18 protein-coding genes are annotated in these 23535 nt (G+C 71.0%); 9 read left to right on the forward strand and 9 right to left on the reverse strand.

Annotated features, from left to right (window positions below; all coding sequences use genetic code 11):
• Positions 1–199 precede the first annotated feature (199 nt).
• Positions 200–910 carry a GTP cyclohydrolase I FolE gene (gene folE / locus ABTU92_RS05170; RefSeq protein ID WP_408088323.1) on the forward strand — a complete coding sequence of 237 codons (711 nt, stop codon included), beginning with the start codon at positions 200–202 and terminating at the stop codon, positions 908–910.
• A 131-nt stretch (positions 911–1041) separates the two neighbouring features.
• On the opposite strand, the gene ABTU92_RS05175 is transcribed toward folE, so the two are convergent.
• Entirely contained in the window at positions 1042–2082 is a 1041-nt protein-coding gene (locus tag ABTU92_RS05175; RefSeq protein ID WP_408088325.1) for a tripartite tricarboxylate transporter substrate-binding protein, read from the reverse strand.
• Between the two features lie 39 nt (positions 2083–2121).
• Positions 2122–3198 carry a tartrate dehydrogenase gene (locus ABTU92_RS05180; RefSeq protein ID WP_408088327.1) on the reverse strand — a complete coding sequence of 359 codons (1077 nt, stop codon included), beginning with the start codon at positions 3196–3198 and terminating at the stop codon, positions 2122–2124.
• Between the two features lie 247 nt (positions 3199–3445).
• Between ABTU92_RS05180 and ABTU92_RS05185 the strand changes: the two genes are divergently transcribed.
• The 3 genes from ABTU92_RS05185 to pflA all read left to right on the forward strand — a co-directional run bounded on the left by ABTU92_RS05185 (position 3446) and on the right by pflA (position 7788).
• Positions 3446–4129 (forward strand): GntR family transcriptional regulator, encoded by a 684-nt coding sequence (locus tag ABTU92_RS05185; RefSeq protein ID WP_408088329.1) that lies wholly within the window; start codon positions 3446–3448, stop codon positions 4127–4129.
• A gap of 462 nt (positions 4130–4591) precedes the next feature.
• On the forward strand, positions 4592–6850 hold the full coding sequence (pflB, locus tag ABTU92_RS05190; protein WP_408088331.1) for a formate C-acetyltransferase: 2259 nt from the start codon (positions 4592–4594) through the stop codon (positions 6848–6850).
• Positions 6851–6969: 119 nt separating this feature from the next.
• Positions 6970–7788: a pyruvate formate-lyase-activating protein gene (gene pflA / locus ABTU92_RS05195; protein ID WP_408088333.1), complete on the forward strand. Its 819-nt coding sequence runs from the start codon at positions 6970–6972 to the stop codon at positions 7786–7788.
• Here the strand turns inward: pflA and ABTU92_RS05200 are convergent.
• Together ABTU92_RS05200 and ABTU92_RS05205 are read right to left on the reverse strand one after the other, a co-directional pair.
• The gene (locus ABTU92_RS05200) at positions 7775–8986 is read right to left on the reverse strand and encodes an MFS transporter (protein ID WP_408088335.1); all 1212 of its coding nucleotides are present in this window, start codon (positions 8984–8986) and stop codon (positions 7775–7777) included. The genes pflA and ABTU92_RS05200 overlap by 14 nt on opposite strands.
• Positions 8983–9543 carry an N-acetyltransferase family protein gene (locus tag ABTU92_RS05205; protein WP_408088337.1) on the reverse strand — a complete coding sequence of 187 codons (561 nt, stop codon included), beginning with the start codon at positions 9541–9543 and terminating at the stop codon, positions 8983–8985. The genes ABTU92_RS05200 and ABTU92_RS05205 overlap by 4 nt, the downstream gene beginning before the upstream one ends.
• A 124-nt stretch (positions 9544–9667) precedes the next feature.
• Here ABTU92_RS05205 and ABTU92_RS05210 point away from each other — a divergent pair, with 124 nt between their 5' ends.
• Both ABTU92_RS05210 and ABTU92_RS05215 read left to right on the forward strand, forming a co-directional pair.
• Complete coding sequence (locus ABTU92_RS05210; protein WP_408088339.1) at positions 9668–10606, forward strand: LysR family transcriptional regulator; 939 nt, start codon at positions 9668–9670, stop codon at positions 10604–10606.
• Between the two features lie 149 nt (positions 10607–10755).
• On the forward strand, positions 10756–11262 hold the full coding sequence (locus ABTU92_RS05215) for a response regulator (RefSeq protein WP_408088341.1): 507 nt from the start codon (positions 10756–10758) through the stop codon (positions 11260–11262).
• A 166-nt stretch (positions 11263–11428) separates the two neighbouring features.
• Here the strand turns inward: ABTU92_RS05215 and ABTU92_RS05220 are convergent, their stop codons facing one another.
• The 4 genes from ABTU92_RS05220 to ABTU92_RS05235 form a co-directional block, all read right to left on the reverse strand.
• The gene (locus ABTU92_RS05220; protein ID WP_408088343.1) at positions 11429–11830 is read right to left on the reverse strand and encodes a hypothetical protein; all 402 of its coding nucleotides are present in this window, start codon (positions 11828–11830) and stop codon (positions 11429–11431) included.
• Positions 11831–11862: 32 nt separating this feature from the next.
• Positions 11863–14997: an efflux RND transporter permease subunit gene (locus tag ABTU92_RS05225; protein ID WP_408088345.1), complete on the reverse strand. Its 3135-nt coding sequence runs from the start codon at positions 14995–14997 to the stop codon at positions 11863–11865.
• 9 nt (positions 14998–15006) lie between these two features.
• The gene (locus ABTU92_RS05230) at positions 15007–16743 is read right to left on the reverse strand and encodes an efflux RND transporter periplasmic adaptor subunit (protein WP_408088347.1); all 1737 of its coding nucleotides are present in this window, start codon (positions 16741–16743) and stop codon (positions 15007–15009) included.
• Between the two features lie 84 nt (positions 16744–16827).
• Complete coding sequence (locus ABTU92_RS05235; protein WP_408088349.1) at positions 16828–17382, reverse strand: hypothetical protein; 555 nt, start codon at positions 17380–17382, stop codon at positions 16828–16830.
• A 271-nt stretch (positions 17383–17653) separates the two neighbouring features.
• Here ABTU92_RS05235 and ABTU92_RS05240 point away from each other — a divergent pair, with 271 nt between their 5' ends.
• From ABTU92_RS05240 to ABTU92_RS05250, 3 genes are read left to right on the forward strand one after another with little or no spacing between them, the layout of a single operon-like run.
• Complete coding sequence (locus tag ABTU92_RS05240) at positions 17654–18853, forward strand: efflux RND transporter periplasmic adaptor subunit (protein ID WP_408088351.1); 1200 nt, start codon at positions 17654–17656, stop codon at positions 18851–18853.
• Entirely contained in the window at positions 18850–19983 is a 1134-nt protein-coding gene (locus ABTU92_RS05245; RefSeq protein ID WP_408088353.1) for an ABC transporter permease, read from the forward strand. Before ABTU92_RS05240 ends, ABTU92_RS05245 begins: the two co-directional genes overlap by 4 nt.
• 55 nt (positions 19984–20038) lie before the next feature.
• Positions 20039–20731 carry an ABC transporter ATP-binding protein gene (locus ABTU92_RS05250; RefSeq protein WP_408088435.1) on the forward strand — a complete coding sequence of 231 codons (693 nt, stop codon included), beginning with the start codon at positions 20039–20041 and terminating at the stop codon, positions 20729–20731.
• 222 nt (positions 20732–20953) lie between these two features.
• Here the strand turns inward: ABTU92_RS05250 and secD are convergent, their stop codons facing one another.
• Complete coding sequence (gene secD / locus ABTU92_RS05255; RefSeq protein WP_408088355.1) at positions 20954–23518, reverse strand: protein translocase subunit SecD; 2565 nt, start codon at positions 23516–23518, stop codon at positions 20954–20956.
• Between the last annotated feature and the right edge of the window lie 17 nt (positions 23519–23535).

The following is a 23535-nucleotide window of genomic DNA, read 5'->3' on the forward strand; positions in this document are numbered from 1 at the left end:
CGGTCCTGCACTGAACGAAGTATCGGCATTACGTCGCCGTTTCGCCGCCGGATCACCGCGTCGGCGATGTCAGGTTCGGCCGAAGATGTCGCGGATGCGGCGGCGACCTCGTGTCGGGTGGCTGGGGCGTGGATGCCGCACCGTGATCCGGGCCGCGCTTCCCGTCGTATTCGGGTCGCTCTATAAGAAAGGACGACGCATGACCCCCGCCCTGCAGGCACTCGACCCGGCGACCGAACCGGCATCGGACACGACTCTGGACATCATGGCGAAGCGCAACAAGGACCACGACGCCCCGGGTGGCCGGAGCCGGACCGAACGCGGGAAGATCGAGCGCCCGAAGATCGAGCGCCCGTCGCGTGCCGAGGTGGAGGCGGCGTTCCGCACCATCCTGCGCTGGACCGGCGACGATCCGGATCGCGAGGGCCTCTTGGAGACGCCGGCCCGCGCGGCGCGCGCCTACGAGGAGTTCTTCAAGGGCTATCGCGAGGATCCGGCCGCGATCCTGCGCAAGACCTTCGACGAGACCGCCGGCTACGACGAGATGGTGGTGCTGCGCGGCGTGCGTTTCGAGAGCCACTGCGAGCACCACATCGTGCCGATCATCGGCCGCGCCTGGGTCGCCTATGTGCCGAACGGCCGGGTGGTCGGCATCTCGAAGCTCGCGCGGGTCGTCGAGGTCTACGCGAAGCGGCTGCAGATCCAGGAGAAGATGACGGCCCAGATCGCCGACACGATCCAGGACGTGCTGGAGCCACAGGGCGTCGCCGTGGTGATCAAGGCGCAGCACCACTGCATGTCGACCCGCGGCGTCCACAAGCACGACACCGACATGGTGACCAGCCGCATGACCGGCGTGTTCCGCGACAATACGGCCACCCGCCAGGAATTTTTGGCGCTGATCGACTAGCGGCCTTATCACTCGGCGCGATCCTCGCTCCGCTCATTCCCGCGCAAGCGGGAATCCAGGGGCGACACGTCGAGGCGCCCCTGAGTCCCCGCCTTCGCGGGGACGAGCGGTGCTTCGGGCAGGCGCGCCCCTCAGTTCCCCTTCACGCCGGCGGCGCGGATCACCTTGCCCCACTTCTCGACCTCGGCGGTGAGCTGGGCTTTGAGCGCCTCGGGCGTGGCGAGCGCGAGCGGCACCGGCTCGGTGCCGAGGGCGGCGAAGCGCTCGATCACCTTCGGATCCTGCAGCGCCTTCTGCAGCGCCGGCACGAGCTTGTCGGTCGCCTCCTTCGGCAGGCCGCGCGGCGCCCACAGGGCGTGCCAGGCCGACACCTCGAACCCCTTCAGGGCGGTCTCGTCGAGCGTCGGCAGATCCGGCAGCGACGAGACGCGCGTCTTCGTCGTCACCGCGTAGCCCTTGATGCGGCCTTCCTTGATGTGGTTCGTCGTGTTGGTGGTCTGGTCGCACAGGAGATCGATCTGGCCGCCGACCAAGTCGTTCATGGCCGGTCCGGTGCCCCGATAGGCGACCTGCGCCATCTGCAGGTTCAGCTCGCTGAGGAACAGGAGCGAGCACAGATGCGCGGCCGAGCCGACGCCGGCGTGGCCGAAGCTCGCCGACGCCTTGTTGGCCTTCATCCAGGCGATCAGCTCGTCGATCGTCTTGGGCGGAAGGGCCGCCTTGGAGACGACCGTCATCGGCACGTCGGTGATGCGGCCGATATGGTCGAAATCCGCCACCGGATCGTACTTCAGCGTGTCGTAGAGGGCCGGCGCGGTGGCGTGGGCGATGTGCCAGATGGCGAGCGTGTAGCCGTCGGCGGGCGTCCGCGCGATCCGGCCCATGCCGATGGTGCCGCCGGCGCCGCCCTGGTTCTCGACAATGACGGTCTGGCCGAGCGTCTTGGTCATCGACTCGGCGATCAGCCGCGCCACCGTGTCGGTCGGACCGCCGGCGGCGGCCGGAACCAGGATGGTGATCGGCTTCGACGGATAGCTGTCGGCCTTCGCCGAAGCGGCCGGGCCGAGCACGGCCAGGCCGATGGTGGCGAGGCCGGTCGCCAGGCCGGCGGCGGCGCGCAGGATCGTTCGCACGCCCGGTTTCGGGGCGTGACGCTTCGACGTGTCAGGCATGGGCTCCCTCGTGCGCGAGGGCGTGGCCTTGCTCGGCCGTTACAGATTGTCGCCGACGAGCGCCTCGCAAACCGCGTCGGTGACCATTGCCGTGGTCGCGCTGCCGCCGAGATCCGGCGTGTGCAGACGCGGATCGGCCGTGACCCGCTCGACGGCGCGCATCAGGCGTGCGGCCGCGGCGGTCTCGCCGAGATGCTCGAGCATCATCGAGCCCGACCAGAAGGTGGCGATCGGGTTGGCGATGCCCTTGCCGGTGATGTCGAAGGCGGAGCCGTGGATCGGCTCGAACATCGACGGAAACTCACGTTCGGGATTGATGTTGCCGGTCGGCGCGATGCCGAGCGAGCCGGCCAATGCGGCGGCGAGATCGGAGAGAATGTCGGCGTGCAGGTTGGTGGCGACGATGGTGTCGATGGTCGCCGGTCGGGTCACCATCCGCATCGTCATGGCATCGACCAGCATCTTGTCCCAGGTGACGTCGGGGAACTCGGCCGCGACCTCGGCGGCGATCTCGTCCCACATCACCATGGCGTGGCGCTGGGCGTTCGACTTGGTGACGACGGTGAGGAGTTTTCGCGGGCGCGACTGCGCGAGGCGGAACGCGTAGCGCATGATGCGGGTGACGCCGACGCGGGTGAACATCGCGACGTCGGTCGCGGTCTCGTAGGGGAAGCCCTGGTGGACCCGGCCGCCGACGCCGGCGTACTCGCCCTCGGAGTTCTCGCGCACGATCACCCAGTCGAGCTCGGGGCCGGAGACGGCGCGCAGCGGGCTCGTGATGCCGGGCAGGATCCGGGTCGGCCGCACATTGGCGTACTGGTCGAACGGCTGGCAGATGGCGAGCCGCAGCCCCCACAGCGTGACGTGATCCGGCACGTCCGGCGCGCCGACCGCGCCGAAATAGATCGCGTCGTGACGGCGGATCTGGTCGCGGCCGTTCTCCGGCATCATGCGGCCGTGCCGCTTGTAGTAGGCGGAGCCCCAATCGAAGTGATCGACCGCGAGACGGAAGCCGCCGTCGCGCGCCGCGCAGACCTCGAGCGCCTGCAGGCCGGCCGCGATCACCTCCGTCCCAATTCCGTCGCCCGGGATCGCCGCGATCCGATAGTCCCGCATCGTCGCTCCGCCTCTCGTCCGTCGTCGGCCGGGCGCCGCCAGGGCGGGCGCTGCATCCATGTCAGATGCATGCCGGCTTCCATGCAAGTTGCCGAATCCGCTATACTGCGATCGTGCCGGACCGTCAATCTTCCATCGGAGCTTCCATGCAACAGCCCGTTAGTGCCTCGGATCGCGGAGCACGGTCGTGATCGCCCGGGGCAGGGGGACGACGTCCGGCCCCGCGGCCGCCGTGGCGACGACCGGGATGTCGACGTCCGAAGCCACGTCGTCGTCGCTGGTGGAGAACGCCTATCGGGCCATGAAGGCGGCGGTGCGCGACAACGTGTTCGCGCCCGGCTACCAGGGCTCCGAGCAGGAGATCGCGCTCAAGCTCGGCATGAGCCGCACGCCGGTGCACGAGGCACTGATCCGCCTGCAGGAGGAGGGGCTGGTGCGCGTGTTGCCGAAGCGCGGCATCCAGGTCTGCGCGCTCTCGCCGGACGACATGCGCGAGATCTACGATCTGATCGCGACGCTCGAGGGCCGCGCCGCCGAGGCGATCGCGGCGGCCGCCGACGCGCCGAAGCGGGCGGCCCTCGAGGCGCTCGACGCGATCAACATCGACATGAAGACCGCACTGGAGCGCGACGACCTCGACGCCTGGGCGCGGACCGACGACCGCTTCCACCGCGCGCTGGTCGAGCGCTGCGGCAATGCGCGGCTCGCCCGCGCGGTCTCGACCGTCATGGACCAGTCGCACCGCGCCCGCATGGTGACGTTGCGGCTGCGCGTGAAGCCGACCCGCTCGCTGAAGGAGCACCTCGCCGTGACGGCGGCGATCCGCAAGGGCGACGCCCCGCGCGCTGGTGCGCTGGCGCGGGCGCATCGCGAGCACGCCCGCGACGAGCTGCTCCCGCTGCTGGAGAAGCTTGGCATGCGGCATCTGTAGAACGGTCGGATTTTCGAACACTTTTCAGCAACAACATCCGGATTTCCGGATGCCGGAACAACTCGTGCCGGCGCGGCTTTTCGGACCGCGAGCACGGCTGCCTGCCTACGCAATTCCCCGGAGCGCAGGATCCCGTAATCAAAACCCGGTCCCGAAACGGAACGAAGCTGCGCCGTCGCCGGGATGAAATATCACAAGATGTCGTATCCGGCCGGACGGCCGCTTTCGGCGCGACGCGGGCATTCGCACTCGGCGCTGCTCACCGGAAATACGTAGTGATATATCACCTGACATCGAGGTTCGAACCGCTGCGCGACCCTGAGGGCCGGGCGGTCTCGCCGGAACCGCAAGGCTCCGACGTCTCCGTGACGACCTTCCTCGCCTGACACGCCTTTCGGTATCAGACGACCGACCCGCCGCGTGCTCGTGCCTCCGCCGGACAAGTTTCCTTCAGAGGTCGTCATGAACGCCATCACCGAGACCGTCACCGCAACCGAGCCGTGGGCCGGCTTCGTCGCCGGACCGTGGCAGAGCCGGATCGACGTGCGCGGATTCATCCAGGCGAACTATCGCCCCTATCTCGGTGACGCGGCGTTCCTCGCCGGTCCGACCAAGCGCACGCTCGGCGTCTGGGAGACGCTCACGGGGCTGCTCGCCGAGGAGCGCAAGAAGGGCGTGCTCGACGTGTCGGCCGACAAGCCCGCCGCCATCACGGCGCATGCGCCGGGCTTCATCGATCGTGACGCCGAGCTGATCGTCGGCCTGCAGACCGACGCGCCGCTCAAGCGCGCCATCATGCCGAACGGCGGCCTGCGCATGGTCGAGATGGGCCTCGAGGCCTACGGGTTCCAGATCGACCCGATCGTCCAGGAGATCTGGACCAAGTACCGCAAGAGCCACAACCAGGGCGTCTTCGACGCCTACTCGCCGGAGATCCTCGCGGCCCGCAAGTCCGGCGTGGTCACCGGCCTGCCGGACGCCTACGGCCGCGGCCGCATCATCGGCGACTATCGCCGCGTCGCGCTCTACGGCACCGAGCGTCTGAAGGCCGACAAGCGGCGCGAGCTGCACGAGATCGACGACGCCGTCTTCGACGAGACGACGATGCGGCTGCGCGAGGAGCTCAACGAGCAGATCCGCGCCCTCGACGAGCTCGCCCAGATGGCGGCGACCTACGGCTGCGACGTGACCCAGCCGGCCGCGACCGGCCGCGAGGCCGTGCAGTGGACCTATTTCGGCTATCTGGCCGCCGTGAAGGAGCAGAACGGCGCGGCGATGTCGCTCGGCCGTGTCTCGACCTTCCTCGACATCTATCTCGATCGCGACATCGCGCGCGGGCTCCTCACCGAGGCGCAGGCGCAGGAGCTGATCGACGACATGGTGATCAAGCTCCGCATCGTGCGCTTCCTGCGCACGCCCGAATACGACACGCTGTTCTCCGGCGACCCGACCTGGGTGACCGAGTCGATCGGCGGCATCGGCGAGGACGGCCGTCCGCTGGTGACGAAGACCAGCTTCCGGTTCCTGCAGACGCTGTTCAATCTCGGCCCGGCGCCCGAGCCCAATCTCACGGTGCTGTGGTCGACCCAGCTGCCCGAGGGCTTCAAGGACTTCTGCGCCAAGGTGTCGATCGAGACCTCGTCGATCCAGTACGAGAACGACGACGTGATGCGGCCGCACTGGGGCGACGATTACGGCATCGCCTGCTGCGTCTCGCCGATGCGCATCGGCAAGCAGATGCAGTTCTTCGGCGCCCGCGCCAACCTCGCCAAGGCGCTGCTCTACGCGATCAACGGCGGCGTCGACGAGAAATCCGGCCTCGTGGTGGCCGAGGGCTTCACGCCGATCGAGGGCGACGTGCTCGACTACGACACCGTGGTCGCCAAGCTCGATCCGATGATGAGCTGGCTCGCCAAGACCTACGTCAAGGCGCTCAACGTCATCCACTACATGCACGACAAGTACGCCTACGAGCGCATCGAGATGGCGCTGCACGACCGTGACGTGCTGCGCACCATGGCGTGCGGCATCGCCGGCCTGTCGGTCGCCGCCGATAGCCTGTCGGCCATCAAGCACGCCAAGGTGAAGGTGGTGCGCAACGCCGCCGGCCTCGCGGTCGACTACGTGATCGAGGGCGACTACCCGGCCTACGGCAACAACGACGACCGTGCCGACGCGATCGCCGTGTGGCTGGCCGAGAGCTTCATCGAGAAGATCAAGGCGCAGCCGCACTTCTATCGCGACGCGGTGCCGACCCAGTCGGTGCTGACCATCACGTCGAACGTCGTCTACGGCAAGAAGACCGGCAACACGCCGGACGGCCGCCGCGCCGGCGAGCCCTTCGCGCCGGGCGCCAACCCGATGAACGGGCGCGACAAGAAGGGCTTCGTCGCGGCTGGCGCGTCGGTCGCGAAGATCCCTTACGCCTGCGCGCTCGACGGCATCTCCTGGACCGCCTCGGCGACCCCGACGGCGCTCGGCCGGGTGCCGGAGGAGCGGCAGAAGAACCTCGCCGCCTGCCTCGACGCCTTCGCGGGCGCCATGGGCCATCACGTCAACGTCAACGTGCTCAACCGCGACACGCTGCTCGACGCGATGGAGCACCCGGAGAACTATCCGCAGCTCACCATCCGGGTGTCCGGCTACGCCGTGAACTTCGTCAAGCTGTCGCGCGAGCAGCAGCTCGACGTGATCAGCCGGACGTTCCACGGCTGCATGTGATCACGACCGGCGCCGCTTCGCGGCGGCGCCGGTCAGAAGCGTTCGTCGCGAAGGCGCCCGGCTCCAAACACTCCTGATCGCGGGCCGGGCGCCGACGACGAGCCGAAGGACAAGAGACCATGACCCCCGAGCCCTCGCTGATCCACGCCCCCGCCGGTCGTCCGGCCTGCGTGATCGTGCCGCCGGCCGGCACCGATGCCGACGCGGCGCCGGTCGGGTTCCTGCACTCGGTCGAGACCGGGGCGGCGGGTGACGGGCCGGGCATGCGGTTCGTCTACTTCGTGGCCGGCTGTCCGCTGCGCTGCGTCTACTGCCACAACCCCGACACCTGGACCACGAAGGGTGGCCGCCGCGTCGACCTCGACGAGGCGATCGCCGAGATCGCGCCGTATCGCGGCTTCCTGCGCCTCGCCGGCGGCGTCACGGTCTCGGGCGGCGAGCCGATGAGCCAGCCCGGCTTCGTCGGCGCGCTCCTGCGCCGCCTGCACGACGACCTGCGCCTGCACACCGCGCTCGACACCACTGGCTTCCTCGGCCGAAAAGTCGCGGACGACTGGTTCGATCCGGTCGATCTCGTGATGCTCGACATCAAGCATTCCGATCCGGCCGTCTACAAACAGATCACCGGCCGCGAGCTCGGCCCCACGCTCGACTTCGCGCGGCGCATGGTGCGGCTCGGCAAGCCCTTGTGGATCCGCTACGTGCTGGTGCCCGGCCTCACCGACGGCGAGGCCGACATCGCCCGGCTCGCGGACTTTCTGGTCGAGCTCGGCCCGCTGGTGCAGCAGGTCGACGTGCTGCCCTATCACCGGCTCGGCGAGCACAAATGGGCGGCGCTCGGCCGCGCCTATCCGCTCGGCGACACGCCGGTGCCGACCGCCGAGCAGATCGCGGCGGCGATCGCGATCTTCAGGACGCGCGGTCTCACGGTCCGCTGATCTCCTCGCGCCGGCGGAAGATGAGAAGCAGCGTCGCTGCGCAGGCGAGCACGATGACGCCCAGCACGGCCGAGCCGATCAGCGCGACGCCGGCGCCGAGCCGGTCGATCACGGCTGCGTAGGTCACGGGCGCCGCCGCCGAGACGAAGAAGCTCGCCGCGGTGAGGCGTCCGACCAGGCCGCCATAGGTGCGATGGTCGAACAGCACCAGCGGCTGGGTACCGCGCACCACCGTCATCAGCCCGTTGCCGGCCCCGTAAGCGAGCGCGAACACGGCCGCCGCCGTGAGCGACACGCCACCCCACAGCCCGACCACGAAGCCGAGGGGCAACAGCGCCGCCGCCAGCGTGCCGAGCGCCAGCGGGTCGCTGCGGCCGCCGAGCGCCACCTCGCCGAGCCGCGCCGTCGACTGGCCGACGCCGCGCAGCGCCGACATCCACACGGCCATGCCGGCGCCGAGGCCGAGCCCGGCCATCAGCCCGATCATGTGGGCCGACATGGCGGCGGCGAGGAAGGCCGTCACGGTCACGGCGGTGGCGTAGAGCACGGCGGCGGTGCGGTGCTGGGCCGGCGTCACGGCGAGCGGCGCCGGCGGCGGGGCGGTGCCGGTCGGCACCGGGCGATCGCTCGCACGGGCGTCCGGGATCGCCCGGTGGATCGGCACGGTGGCGAGCGCGAAGGCGGCGTAGCCGAGTGCGGCGCCGCGCCAGCCGAAGCCCTTGGTGAGGAGGTCGCCGATCGGCCAGAACACGCTGGACGCGAGCCCGCCCAAGAGCGTGATCTGGGCGATGGCGGGCCGCGCGTCGCGGCCGCCGATCCGCACCAGCGCCGCGAAGGCCGCCTCGTAGAGCGTCATCCGCATCGCGAGGCCGAGGCAGGCCCAGGCGGCGAAGAACGAGATCGGCCCGGTCGTGGCGGCCAGCCCGGCGCAGCCGAGCGCGGTGAGCAGCGAGCCGGCCGTCATCACCCGGCGCCCGCCGAGCCGGTCGATGGCCCGACCGACCGGTGCCGAGACGATGCCCATCACCACGAGCGCCAGCGCGAAGCCGCCATAGACGGCGGTGCGCGACCAGCCGAGGTCGGCCGCCATCGGGTCGCCGAGCACGCCGACCAGATAATAGGACACGCCCCACATCACGAGCTGCCCGGCGCCGAGCGCCGCGACCAGGCGTCGCGAGATGCCGCTGCCGGCGTTCATCGGGCAGCCGGAGCGGGCGGGGGCGTGCGGTCGCCGTCGCCGAGCGGGCGCTGCATCAGCACGCTGTCGAGCCAGACGCCGTGCTTGAAGCCGCTCGCCCGCAGCACGCCGACCGGTGCGAAGCCGGCGCGGGTGTGCAGCCGGATCGAGGCGTGGTTCGCCGAATCGCCGATCACGGCGATCATCTGGCGGAAGCCGCGCGCGGTTGCCGCCTCGACCAGCCGGGTGAGCAGCGCGAGGCCGAGGCCGCGGCCCTGCAGCTGCGGCGCGACATAGACCGAGTTCTCCACCGTCCAGGCATAGGCGGGCCGCGGCCGATACGGCCCCGCATAGGCGTAGCCGGCGACCGCGCCGTCGATCTCGGCGACCAGATACGGAAAGCCGCCGGCGACCAGGACGGCACGGCGCCGCGTCATCTCGGCGAGATCGGGCGGCTCGAGCTCGAAGCTGGCGCGGCCGTGGCGCACCGCCTCGGCGTAGATGGCCGTGACGGCCGGGAGGTCGCCGACCGCGCAATCGCGCAGCGACGGCCGGGACGAGACGAGCGGACGGGACAAGAACACCTCGCGAGAGGCCCGGAGCGGGCAGGGCGGAGCGGCGTGCCGCGGGCCTGCGATCTTGCGCCCTGAGGCGCCGCGATGGAAGCTTATGGGACTTATGCATCCGATAAGGATCGCTGCCATGAAAGGCGTGACGCTCGACCAGCTCCGCACCTTCTGCGACGTGGCGACGCTCGGCAGCTTCTCGGCCGCGGCCGAACGGGCCGGGCTGACGCAGCCGGCCGTCAGCCTGCAGATCCGCACCCTCGAGCGACGGCTCGGGGTGCGGCTGATCGAGCGGCTCGGCCGCCGCGCCCAGCCGACCGCGGCGGGCAGCGATCTCCTCGTCCACGCGAGCCGCATCGGCGACGAGCTCGCCGCTGCGGTCGCGGCGCTGGCGCCGCACCGCGCCGGGACGGCCGGGCGGGTGCGCATCGGCACCGGCGCCACGGCCTGCATCTATCTGCTTCCGCCGGTGCTGCGGGCGCTGCGGCGGCGCCTGCCCGGGCTTGAGCTGACGGTCGAGACCGGCAACACCGCCGACATTCTCGACCGCCTCGCCGCCAATGCGCTCGACGTCGCGCTGGCGACCCTGCCGATCGCCGGCCGCAACTTCCAGGTGACGCCCGTCTATGCCGACGAGCTGGTCGCGGTGGCGCCGCCCGACGCGGCGCTGCCGCCGCGCTTCGGCGCCGCCGCGCTCGCCGACAAGCCGCTGGTGCTCTACGAGGCCGGCGGCAACACGCGCCGGGTGATCGATCGCTGGTTCGCCCGCGCCGGCCGCACGCCGAAGCCCGTGATGGAGCTCGGCAGCGTCGAGGCGATCAAGGAGCTGGTCGGCGCCGGGCTTGGATTCGCCGTGCTGCCGCGCCTCGCGGTCGCGGCGGCGGAGGCGCGCGGCCAGATCGCGATGCGGCCGCTGTCGCCGCGGCTGGCCCGCTCGCTCGGCGTCGTTCTGCGCCGGGACAAGCGGCTCGACCGCGGCCTGCGCGCCGTGGTCGAGGCGCTCTCGGACCTGTCGCCGACGTCCGCGGATGCGGGCCCGCGGCGGGCATCGGCGGCCGGGCGGCGGGCGCCCTGAGGGCGGTGCGCGATTGGCGGAGTGATGCGGTTTCGAGTTCGTTGCGGCGAATTCGACAATATGCCCGAGTTTGTCGGATCGAATTAACAGGACGTTGGGGCCGGCGGGCGTAGGTCGGAGGGGTCCAATCACGAGCTGGGAGGTCGGACATGCTCGATCTGGCCCACGACCCGATCCTCCGGAAGTCGTTCGAGCCCGCCTGTGCGGGCGCCGTCGCCGCGCCGACCGTCGGCGCACCGACCGTCGCCGCTTCGACCGTGCTGGTGATCGACGACGATCCGGTGCACCGGATGGTGCTGTGCAAGACGGCCGATCGGGCCGGCTACGTACCGACCCAGGCCGCGACCTTCGGCGCGGCGGTGTCGAGCCTGCGCCGCACGGTGTTCACGGCCATCACGCTCGATCTCTCGCTCGGCGCCCGCAACGGCCTCGACGTCATGCATGCGCTGGTCGAGATGGACTGCCGCTCCCCGATCGTCATCGTCAGCGGCTCGAACGCGGCGATGCGCAGCGAGACCGTGTCGATGGCGATCCTGATGAAGCTCGACGTGCGCGAGGCGCTGCCGAAGCCGGTCGACCTCACCCTGCTGCGCCAGGTGCTGACCCGCATCCGCCGAGAGGCCGAAGCCGCCGCGCCGCAGCCGCTGCCGGCCTGAGCCGGAGCAGGCGCTCGTTCTCGTCTACGTGCATTGCCCCGATTTCCGCTCGTCCCCGCGAAGGCGGGGACCCAGGGGCGTCACGACGTGGAGCCCTGGATGCCCGCCTTCGCGGGCATGAGCGGAGTGCGGGGCGACTTCACCAGGCACTCCGCTTTGCCGGCCGTCAGTCGAACTTGGCCTGCGCCGTGGCGCCGCTCGGCCCGGTGATCTGCACGACCGCCTTGACGGTCGCCGGCAGCGCTGCGGGTGCCTTGCCGTCGAGGCGGTTGCCGCCGGCGGGCGCGAGCGGCACGCGCTGGCTCTTGCCGTCGACCACCAGTAGGGCGACGCCCTGATAGCCGGCCGCATCGCGCGGCTTGTCGTCGTGGCCGAGCAGATAGGCCGACAGGCTCGTGCCGTCGATCACCAGCTCGACGTGAAAGTTGCCGGCGATGACGATCCGGCCGCCGTGGCTCGGCTTCGGATTGTGGGCGAGGACCGGCGCGGGGGCGAGCAGGGTGGTGCCGGCCATCAGGGCGGCGGTCATGAGGGCGGCGTTCGTGAGCAGGGTGCGTCGGTTGACCATCGAGATTCTCCTTCTGTGGTGTGAGTGAGTGATCAGTAGGTCGCCGGCGCGGGCGTGGCCGCGGCGGAATCGGTGGCGCGTTCGGCCGCGATGGCGCGCAGCCGGGCGATCGGCTTCTCGCCGAGGCGCAGCACCAGGATCGGCGTCACGAAGGCGTCGAGCAGCGTCGCGCTGATCAGCCCGCCGAAGATCGTGACGGCGACCGGGTGCAGGATCTCCTTGCCGGCGCCCGAGGCATCGATCAGCAACGGCACCAGCGCGACGCCGGCGGAGAGCGCCGTCATCAACACCGGCGTCATCCGCTCCAGGCACCCGCGGGTGACGAGATCGCGGCCGAACGGCATGCCCTCGCTCACCGCGAGATTCGCGATGTGGCTGATCTTGAGGATGCCGTTGCGGGCCGCGATGCCGGTGAGCGTGATGAAGCCGACCATGCTGGCGACCGACAGGGGCTCGCCGGCGATCCACAGCGCCGCGACCGAGCCGATCAGCGCGAGCGGCACGCTGCCCATGATGATCAGCGCCAGCACGGCCGAGCGGTAGCGGCCGTACAGGATCGCGAAGATCATCGACAGCGAGACGAGCGACAGGAGCCCGATGGTGCGGGTCGCCTCCTCCTGGGCCTGGAACGTTCCTTCCAGGCGCGCCGTGACGCCCTGCGGCAGCGAGGTCTCCGCGATGATCTTCCGGATCGACGCGACGATGCCGGCCATGTCGCTGGAGCCGTCGCCATTGGCGAGCACGACGATGCGGCGGCGGGCGTTCTCGCGGAGGATCTGGTTCGGCCCGTCGGTCTCGCGGATGTCGGCGATCAGGCGGGCCGGGATCCAGCCGCGCGGCGTCTCGATCAGGAGATCGCCGAGCCCGCCGGTGGTGCGCAGCCGCTCGGGCAGGCGCATCACCACGTCGAAGCGGCGATTGCCGTCGATCACCCGCGAGACGACGCGGCCGTTCGAGAGGCGGCCGAGCTGATCGACCACGGCGGCCGGCTGCACGCCGTAGAGCGCGGCGCGGCCGTAGTCGACGCGGATCTCGAGCTGCGGGATGCGCACCTGCTTCTCGACCTGCAGGTCGACGACGCCAGGGATGCCGGCGAGCTTCTCGCGGAAGCTCTCGGCGACCGTCCGCATGGTGTCGAGATCCTCGCCGAACACCTTCAGGGCGAGCTCGGAGCGGATGCCGGACAGCATGTGGTCGAGCCGGTGCGAGATCGGTTGGCCGATGTTGAGCGACAGCGGCAGCACGGCGAGCCGCGCCCGGATGTCGGCGACGATCTCCTGCTTGGGGCGGCCGCGGTCGAGCGCGACCTCGAGCTCGGTGACGTGGATGCCCTCGGCGTGCTCGTCGAGCTCGGCCCGGCCGGTGCGCCGGCCGACCGTGCGGATGCCCGGAACGTCCATCAGGAGGCGCTCGGCGATGGTGCCGACGCGGTTCGACTCGGGCAGCGACACGCCCGGATTGAAGGTGAGCAGGATCGTGAACGTGCCTTCGTTGAAGGGCGGCAGGAAGACGCGCGGCAGCGACAGCGCGGCGGCGCCGGCGGCGATCACCAGCGCCACGGTGGCGCCGATGATCGGCCCGCCGTTGCCGTAGGCGCGGCGCAGCGTCGCCGCATAGCCGCGCTTGAGCACGCGGACCAGCCAGCCCTCGCGATGGGCGTGCCGGCCGAGCGCCGGCAGCATGTAGAAGGCCATCACGGGCGTCAGCGTGATCGACACCAGGAGGCTCGCCAGGATCGAGACGATGTAAGCCTGGCCGAGCGGCGCGAACAGCTTGCCCTCGATGCCGCCGAGCGCGAACAGCGGCACGAACACCATCACGATGATGGCGGTGGCGTAGACGATGCCGGAGCGCACCTCCTGCGAGGCGCCGACCACCAAGTCGAACACCGTGCGGGGCGAGCCCAGCGCGACGTTCTCGCGCAGGCGGCGGAAGATGTTCTCCACGTCGACGACCGCGTCGTCGACCAGCTCGCCGATCGCGATGGCGATGCCGCCGAGCGTCATGGTGTTGATCGAGAGCCCGGCGAGGTGGAACACCACGGCCGTGATCAGGATCGACATCGGGATCGCGGTCAGCGAGATCACGGTGGTGCGCCAGTTCAACAGGAAGGCGAACAGCACCACGGCGACGACGATGCCGGCTTCGATCAGCACCGTCTCGACGTTGCGGATCGAGGTCTCGATGAAGTCGGCCTGGCGGAACATCGGATTGTCGAGCGAGATGCCGTGCGGCAGCGACGGCTCCAGCTCCTTGACGGCCTCCTCGATGCGGCGCGTCAGCGCCACCGTGTCGACGTCCGGCTGCTTCTCGATGGCGACGACCACGGCGGGCTTGCCCATGTAGCCGGAATCGCCGCGCTTGGCGCGCGCCGCGTAGTCGACGGTCGCGACCTGGTGCAGGAACACGGGCCGCTCGTCGACGGTCGCGACGACCACGTTGCGCAGATCCTCGAGACTGGTCGTGCGGCCGATGTTGCGGATCAGCACCTCGCGCGCATCGAGATCGGCGAAGCCGCCGCCCGCATTGGCGCCGAAGGCGGTGAGCGCCTTCTCGATCTGCTCGTAGCTCACGCCCAGCGCGCGCAGCGCCGGCGGCTGCGGCGAGACGCGATACTGGCGTACCTCGCCGCCCATCGGGATCACCTGGGCGACACCCGGAATCGCCAGCAGCCGCGGCCGCACCACGAAGTCGGCGGTCTCGCGCAGCTCCATCGGGGTCGCGGTCTGGCTCGTCATGGCGATCATCACGATCTGGCCCATCAGCGAGGAGACCGGCCCCATCATCGGGGTCACCTCGGGCGGGAGCTGATCGCGCACCAGCGCGAGCCGCTCGGCGACGAGCTGGCGGTTGCGGTAGATGTCGCCGCCCCACTCGAACTCGACATAGACGATGGACAGGCCGACGCCCGACACCGAGCGGATGCGGGTGACGCCGGGTGCCCCGTTCATCCGCGTCTCGATCGGATAGGTGACGAGCAGCTCGACCTCGGGCGGCGCGAGCCCCTCCGCCTCGGTCATGATCGTGATGGTCTGGCGATTGAGGTCGGGGAAGACGTCGACGGGCAGGCGCGACACGCTGAACATCCCGACGAGGATCAGCACGGCGGCGAGCGCCAGCACCAGGATGCGGTTGCGCAGCGACTGGGTGACCAGGGTGGTGAACATGGCGCGGCCTCAGCGCACGTTGTCGAGGAGCGGCGCGCCCTGCACGACGATCCGCCGGCCCGGCTCGACGCCGGCCAGGATCAGCACGCGGTCGCCGTCGAGCGGCGCGGTGCGCACCGGGCGCGGCACGAATCGCTCGGCCGAGACGTGGTCGAACACCTGCGCCTGACCGTCGGACCCGCGCACGACGGCGGAGCGCGGCACGGCGAGGCCGGACGTCGTCTCCCCGGTCGCCGCCACCACGGTGACGAACTGGCCGCTGCGGATGCCCTTGGTGTCGCCCGTGACGGCGAAGTGCACCGGGATGGCCTGGCCGCGATCGGCGAAGCCGGCGCCCCGGAAGGCGAGCGGCAGCGTCGTCCCGCCGGCCGTGACGGCGCTCGCCTGGGCGAGGCCGTCGAGCGGATCGAAGCTCATCGCCTCGACCCACAGGCGCGTCGGGTCGACGATCTGGAACACGATCGCGTTGGTCTGGGCGATCTGGCCGGCGACCGGCACGCCGTCGGCGACGATGCCCGACACCGGGGCGACCAGCGCCTCCGGCTCGCGGCGCACGCGGTCGAGCGCGGCGCGGCGGTCGGCGAGGCCCTTCAGCTCGAGCCTGGCTTCCTCGAGCTGGGTGCGGGTGACGGCGCCGGAGGCGGCGAGCGGCTCCCAGCGCGCGATGCGGCGCTCGACGATGGCGATCTGCTGGTCGAGCTCGCCCTGGCGCTGGCGCATGTCGGAGGCGTCGATCGCCTGCACGGGCGGCGTGACATAGGCGAGCACGTCGCCGGCCTTCACGGTCGCACCGAGCCGCGGGAAGCCGCCGGGCGGCGGCGCCAGCCGGCCGCCCACCGCGGTCTGCACGTAGCCGGCGGCGTCCGGGTCCGGGATGATGCGGCCCGGCAGCTCGACGGCGCGACGCGTGTCGCTGGTTACCGAGAGCGTGTTCTCCAGCGCGAAGATGCGCTGCACCGCCTTGGGCACGAAGAGGGTGCCGTCGGTCTGGCGCTGCGCCCGCTCGGCGACCGCGGTCGCGGACGGGCGGGGCGCTACCTGCTGGACGTCGGCGGCCTGCTCCTCGTGCGCGACGCTCTCCTGCTGGAGGAGCCCGAGGCCGACCGCGGCGAGAAGCCCGACGCCGGCGAGCGGCACGGCGGCGGCGCGGCGCCGTCCGAACAGGCCGGCGAGGAGCAGGCCCGCCGCGATGCCGCCGGCCAGCGTCGACAGCACGGCCGGCCGGCCGAGCGCGGCGAGGCGGGCCGTCCAGGCCGGCCAGCTGCCGGCGGCGGGCGGGGCCGTGGTCGCCGCCGCGCCTCCGGTCTCGATGGTGAGCGCGAGAATCTCGATCGCGTCGCCGGCCGTCACCGTGACGGCGAGATCGACATGTCCTCCGGCGGCGGCGCCGGCGGCCGTGAGCCAGGGCGCCTTCAGGCGGAAGCTGCCGTCCGCCGATCGCGCGTCCGCCGCTACCGGCCCCTGCGGGGTCTCGATCTCCAGCGTGGCGTCCGTGATGGGCCGGTTGGTGGCGAAGTCGTCGAGCCACAGGGCCAGCTCGTCGCCGTTGAGGACGGCGACGAGCTGGAAGGGTCCGCTCGTCGCCTCGCCGCGCGGCAGCACATGGGCCGGCGCGGTCGGCTGGTCGCCGTGATCGTGACCTTCGTGGGCGACGGCGGTCGCCATGCTGGCGAGCAGCGCGACGAGCAGCGCGGCAGCCGCCACGGTCGCGTGTGACGCGGCCGCGCGAAACATGCGGGAGAGCATCGAAAAACGTCCTTCGTCCTGGAACCGGGCAGTGATCACGTCCCGGCGGGACGGGCCGGGGGCGTGGTCGTTGCGGAAGCGGGCTCAGACGAAGGATCGAGGGGGACGGATCAGGCCGGACGACACCGCGTCGTCGAGCGTCGGGCCGGAGAGGATGCCGAGCGTCGCGGCGGCACGCGACGGCCAGACGAGGCCGGCACCGGTGGGCACCACCGAGCAGCAGACACTGCAGGGACCACCGCCGCAGCAGCCGGGTGCCGCGCAGCCGCCTCCGGATGCCGTGCCGTCGTGCTGCACGGACCCGTCGACCGCGGCGGCGCCGGACGAGTTGGATTCATGCACGCTCGCCTGCGGCGCGAGGGTGGCCGAATGCGGCGCTTGGGTAATCGTCGTGGCCGAGACTGTCAGGTCGACTTCGGCCGGAGCCGACACCGGCGGCGGTGCCGGGACGTGACCCGCATGGGCATCACCTGATTGGACTAGGCTCGGCAGGAGATGACCGGCGTGAGCATGGCCCGGACGATCGTGACCATGTCCCGGATGGGCCTGGGCGTGGCCGGATCCGGCCGCAACGAAGCCGACCGCGACTGCGACGAGCAGCGCGGCCAGCCCGAGCAGGCGCAGGATCGACGGTTGCATCGGTCGGGAGATCCTCTCGCCAATCAGAATACACGTGTTCGGCCGCGACGGCAATCGACGCAACGAGAGGTAAGATGGTCGGGACATCTGCGATGCGCGCCCGACCGTCCGGTCTTTACACGACTTTACATTCAAGACATCGCATGGACACTCGGACCTGTGATCATTCCCGCCCGTGATCGTTCGCGTGATCGGTCCCGCCGTGCATCCGTCCTGCGTGCTTGTCCACGGTGTCGTCCATTCGCTCCCCTTGTCCTGATCAGAGCAGCCCATGCGCCGCCTCGCTCTCGTGCTCGCCGTGCTCGGTGTCGTCGCCGTCGTCGCGGCCGGCGTGGTCTTCGTCGTGCGATCGTCGCCCATCTCGGTCACGGTCGTGGAGCCGGGGGTCGAGGTGCCCATAAAAGTGTTCGGGCTCGGCACCGTGGAGGCGCGGGTGACGAGCCGGACCGGGTTCAAGGTGGCCGGCACGCTCACGGCGCTGCACGCCGACCACGGCGACGCCGTCAAGACCGGGCAGGTGCTGGCCGCGATCGACGCGACCGAGCAGGCGGCGCGCCTCGCCAAGGCGGAAGCCCAGGTCGCCAGCGCCGAAGCGGCCCTTAAGGTCGCCGAGGCGGCCGCCCGCAAGTCGGAGGCGACGCATCGCCAGCGCGTGCAGACCAACCGCCGCCGCCAGTCGCTGCTCGAGCGCCAGTCGGTGTCGCAGGAGGCCGCCGAGGAGGCACAGGCCAACGAGGCGATCGCCGGCGCCGATCTCCTGGTCGCCCAGAGCGAGATCGCGTCCGCCAAGGCGAGGCTCGACGACGCCCGCGCCCAGCTCGCCAGCGACCGCGCCGTGCTCGATCAGCACGTCCTCAAGGCGCCGTTCGACGCGATCGTGGTGTCGCGTGCGAAGGAGCTCGGCGCCGTGGTGGGGGCCGGCGAGGCGCTGTTCACGCTGGTCGCGCCGCAGACCGTGTGGATCCTCGCCTATGTGGACGAGGCGCGCGCCGGCGGCATCGCGCTCGGCCAGCCCGCCGAGGTGCGGCTGCGCTCGCTGCCCCAAAGGACGTTCCACGGCACGGTCGTGCGCATCGGCATCGAGAGCGACCGGGTCAACGAGGAGCGCCGCGTCTACGTCGCCTGCACGGACTGTCCGACCGACTTCCACATCGGCGAGCAGGCCGAGGTGTTCGTCACCAAGGCGGTGCTGCCGCACGCCCTGATGATCCCCGAAAAGGCGATCGAGCGCTTCGACGGCGCCACCGGTGTCGTCTGGATCGTTCGCGATGGACGGCTCGCTCGCGCGCAGGTGCAGCTCGGGGACCGCAATCACGATGGCCGCGTCGCGCTGAGGGGCGGGCTGCCGGACGGCGCCCGCATCGCCGCCGTGGTCGGCTCGGGATTTCGCGAGGGACGCTCCGCCTCGATCGCGGCAGGGGCCCAAGAATCGCGGGCCCAAGAATCGCGGGCCCAAGGATCGCGGCCATGAATCTCGCGGCCCGCGACATCCGGCACAATCTCGGCCGCTTCCTGATGACCTGCCTGGGGCTCGGCCTGCTGCTCGCCATCGTGCTCTCGATGCTCGGCATCTATCGCGGCCTGATCGCCGAGGCGTTGACGCTCGCGCGCTCGCCGGCCGTCGACCTCTGGGTGGTCGAGACCAATACGCGCGGTCCGTTCGCCGAGGCCTCGCGGCTGCCCGGCGACACGCGCGAGGCGGTCGCCCGCGTCGCCGGCGTCACGGTGGCCGGCGCCGTGACGTTCCAGTCGGTCGAGACCGAGACGGCGGCCGGCAAGCTGCGCGTCTATGTGATCGGCTCCGAGCCCGGCCGTCCCGGCGGGCCGGCGAACCTGATCGACGGGCGCCCGATCGTGCAGAGCCGCTACGAGGCGGTCGTCGATCGCTCGACCGGCCTGACGGTCGGCGAGCGTCTGAAGCTCGGCCGCCGCACCTTCACGGTGGTCGGCGTCACGGCCGGGCAGGTCTCCTCGGGCGGCGACCCGGTGGTGTTCATCACGCTGCGCGACTCGCAGAAGCTGCAGTTCGAGCTCGCCCCGCCGGCGGCGCGCCGCGAGCTCGCCCGCGGCGGCGGCGAGGCGTCGAGCGACATCGTCAACGCGATCGTCGCGCGGGTGAGCCCCGACGTGCCGGTGGCGAGCGTCGCCGACGGCGTGCGGCGCTGGAAGCATCTCGCGGTGCTGACCCAGGAGGAGCAGGAGACGGTGCTGAGCCGCTCGGTGATCGAGCGGGCGCGCCGGCAGATCGGTCTGTTCACGACGCTGCTGCTGATCGTCTCGACCGTGATCATCGCGCTGATCATCCACACGCTGACCATCGACAAGACCCGCGAGATCGCCACCCTCAAGCTGATCGGCGCGCCGGATCGCACCATCGTCGGCCTGATCCTGCAGCAGGCGCTCGCGATGGGCGCGATCGGATTCGCCGCGGGCCTCGGCCTGCTCCTCGCCCTCAAGGACAGCTTCCCGCGCCGCGTCGTCGTCGATCCGCCGGACGTGATGGCGCTCGCCACCGTGGTCGTCGTCATCTGCCTGGTCGCCAGCACGCTCGGTGTCCGGCTCGCCCTCAAGGTCGATCCAGCGACGGCGCTGGCCGGGTGAGGAGCGCAGCATGAGCGATCCTACGATGATCAGCCCCGCGATGATCAGTGCCGCGATGATCGACGCCGCGACACCCCTCGTCAGCTTCGTCGACGTGAAGAAGCACTACGGTGAGGGCCCGGCGCGGGTCGACGCGCTGCGCGGCGTCTCGTTCGACGTCGGCGCCGGCGAGGTGGTCGGGCTGCGCGGCCCGAGCGGCTCCGGCAAGACGACGGTGCTCAACATCGTCGGCTGCATCCTGGCGCCGTCGGCGGGCACGGTGCGGATCGCCGGCGAGGACATCTTCGCCGAGGGGCACTGGCTGCGGCGCGATCTGCGCCGGCTGCGGCTCGAGACCGTCGGCTTCATCTTCCAGTTCCACAACCTGCTGCCGTTCCTCACAGCGACCGACAATGTGGCGCTGGTGCTTCAGCTCGCCGGAGAGCCGCGCGCAGCGGCCCGGCGTCGCGCCGGCGAGCTGCTCGACTATCTCGACGTCGGTCATCGCCGCGACGCCTTTCCGTCGCAGCTTTCGGGCGGCGAGGCGCAGCGCGTCGCCATCGCCCGCGCGCTCGCCAACCGGCCCCGCATCATCCTGGCCGACGAGCCGACCGCGGCGCTCGATTCGCAGCGCGCCCAGACCGTGATGGATCTGCTCCGCCGCGTCGCCGTCGACCAGAAGGCGGCGATCGTCGTCGTCACCCACGACGAGAAGATCGTCGACCGCTTCGACCGCGTGCTGGAGCTGCGCGACGGCCTGCTGATCTGACACCCGTTGCGGTCGATCGGTACGCCCTCATTCCGGGGCGCGGCGAAGCCGCGAACCCGGAATCCAGCGATACGCCCGAACGCTCGGCTGGATTCCGGGTTCGGCGCTGCGCACCGCCCCGGAATGACCGGAAGTGATCGGGCGGATGCCGGATGATACGCCCGCCGCCTGCCGACCGCCGGCACCGCGCGGCGCCGGCTGTCGGTCGCGCGCATCGGCCGCTCAGGCCGGACTCTCGGCCTCGTCGCCGCGATGCGGGGCGATCGCCGCCCGCCGGCGGGTCCGCCAGTCGCCGAGGAACAGGAGGATCGGCGCCGCGATGAACACCGACGAGCTCGCCGCCACGACGATGCCGAACACCATCGGAATGGCGAAGCTAGCCACCGCGGCGCCGCCGAAAAGCGCCATCGGCAGCATCGCCAGGAACGCCGTCACCGAGGTGTAGAGGCTGCGGCCGAGCGTCTCGTTGATCGACCGGTCGATCACGTCGCGCAGCGGCATCGCCTTGAAACGCCGCATGTTCTCACGCATGCGGTCGTATACCACGACCTTGTCGTTGACCGAGTAGCCGATCAGCGTCAGCAGCGCCGCGATCGCCGTGAGGTTGAAGTCGAGCCCGGTCAGCGCGAAGAAGCCGACCGTCTTGGTGACGTCGAGCACCAGGGTCGCGATGGCACCGACCGCGAACGGCCATTCGAAACGCACCCAGATGTAGGCCATCATGGCGAGGCTCGCGAGCACCACGGCGAGCACGCCCGCGGTGGCGAGCTCGCCGCTCACCTTCGGCCCCACGACCTCGGTGCGTTCGACCTTCGAGCCCGGCGCGATCGTCGCGAGCTCTGCGCGGATCGTCTCCACGGCCGCGGTCTGGGCCGCCTCGTCGCCGGGTTGCCGCTCAGCCCGCACCAGCACGGTCGAGGCGTCGCCGAACTCCTGCAGCGCGATCTCGCCGAGCCCGAGCTTGTCCAGCCCGCTGCGCAGCGCGGCGAGGTCGGCCGGCCCCTTGGTCACCACCTCCATCTGGATGCCTCCGCGGAAGTCGACGCCGTAATTGAGCCCCGGCGTGACGAACAGGCCGAGCGAGGCGAGCGACAGGAAGGCCGACACGCCGATGCCGACGAAGCGGCCGCGCATGAACGGAATCGCGGTGCCCTCCGGGATCAGCCGCAGTCGGAACAGCGGCCCGATGTCCAGGGTCTTCAGACGCCGGCGCCGGACGATCGCGGTCATGATCACCCGCACGATCGACACCGCCGTGAACATCGAAATGGCGATGCCGAGCCCCATCGTGACGGCGAAGCCGCGCACCGCGCCGGAGCCGAACAGGAACAGGAGCGCAGTGGCGATCAACGCCGTGACGTTGGAGTCGACGATGGTCGCCCAGGCGCGATTGAAGCCCGCATCGAGCGCCGCGAACGCGCCGAGACCCTTGCGGGTCTCCTCGCGGATGCGCTCGTTGACCAGCACGTTGGCGTCGACCGCGAGCCCGATGCCGAGCACGATGCCGGCGATGCCGGGCAGCGTCAGGGTGGCGCCGAGCACGCTGAGGGCACCCAGCGTCAGCACCACGTTGAGGGCGAGGGCCGCGTTGGCGACGAGCCCCCACGGCCCATACAGCACCAGCATGAAGGCGAACACCAGGCCGAAGCCGATGAGCCCGCTCTCCAGGCCGCGCGCAATGGCATCGCCACCGAGATCGGCGCCGACGGTGCGCTCCTCGATCACGGTGAGCGGCGCCGGCAGCGCACCGGCGCGCAGCAGCGCGGCGAGGTCGGTCGCCTGCGCCACCGTGAAGCGGCCGCTGATCTGGCCCGAGCCGCCGGTGATCGGCTCGCGGATCACCGGCGCGCTCAGCACCCTGCCGTCGAGCACGATGGCGAAGGGCCGGCCGACATTGGCCGTGGTGATGTCGGCGAACTGGCGGGCGCCGACCCCGTCGAAGCGGAACGAGACGATCGGCTCACCGGTGCGCTGGTCGAAGCCGGCGCGCGCGTCGGCGAGCCGGTCGCCGGCGACCGACACGCGATCCTCGATGGCGTAGCGCTCGCCCGCCGTGGTGCCGGGCATCACGTGAACGCCCGCCGGCAGCGGTCCGGACGGATCGGTCATCGACAGCATATGGAAGGTCAGCTTGGCGGTGCTGCCGAGCAGCGCACGGATGCGGCTCGGATCCTGCACGCCGGGAAGCTGCACGAGAATCCGGTCGGCGCCGGCGCGCTGGATCGTCGGCTCGGCGACGCCGACCTGATCGATTCGCTGGCGGATGATCTCGATGCTCTGCTCCACGGCGGCGTTTGTGCGGTCGCGGATGCCGTCCTCGCCGAGCGTCATGCGGATGCGTCCGGCTGGGCCGGTCGGACCGGCCGGGCCGGGCGTCACCGTGATGTCGGTGGTCGTCGGGCTGCCGAAGGCGAGCGACGCCACCGGCTGCGCGAGCTTGCGCAGGAGCTTCACGGCATCGGCCTCGCGGGCCGGATCCCGCAGGTCGACCACCACGGCATTGTCCTGCCGGCGGACCGAGGCGGTCTCGATGCCGGCCTGGCGCAGCTCGCGCCGGGCTTCGCCGACGAGCCCCTGCAGGCGCTCCTTGACGAGCTCGCGGATGTCGACCTCGAGCACGAGATGCGATCCGCCGCGCAGATCGAGCCCGAGCGTGATCTGCTTCTTGGGGAGCCAGTCCGGCAGGGCCGCGAGCTGGGTGGAGGTGAGGAGATTGGGGAGTGCCGCGAGCATGCCCAGAAGGATCACGAGGGCATAGGTCACCAGCACCCGAGGCGAGGTTCGCATGGGTGTCGTCCAGGTCG

The sequence above is a fragment of the Rhodoplanes sp. SY1 genome, from assembly GCF_046000175.1.
Classification (GTDB): domain Bacteria; phylum Pseudomonadota; class Alphaproteobacteria; order Rhizobiales; family Xanthobacteraceae; genus Rhodoplanes.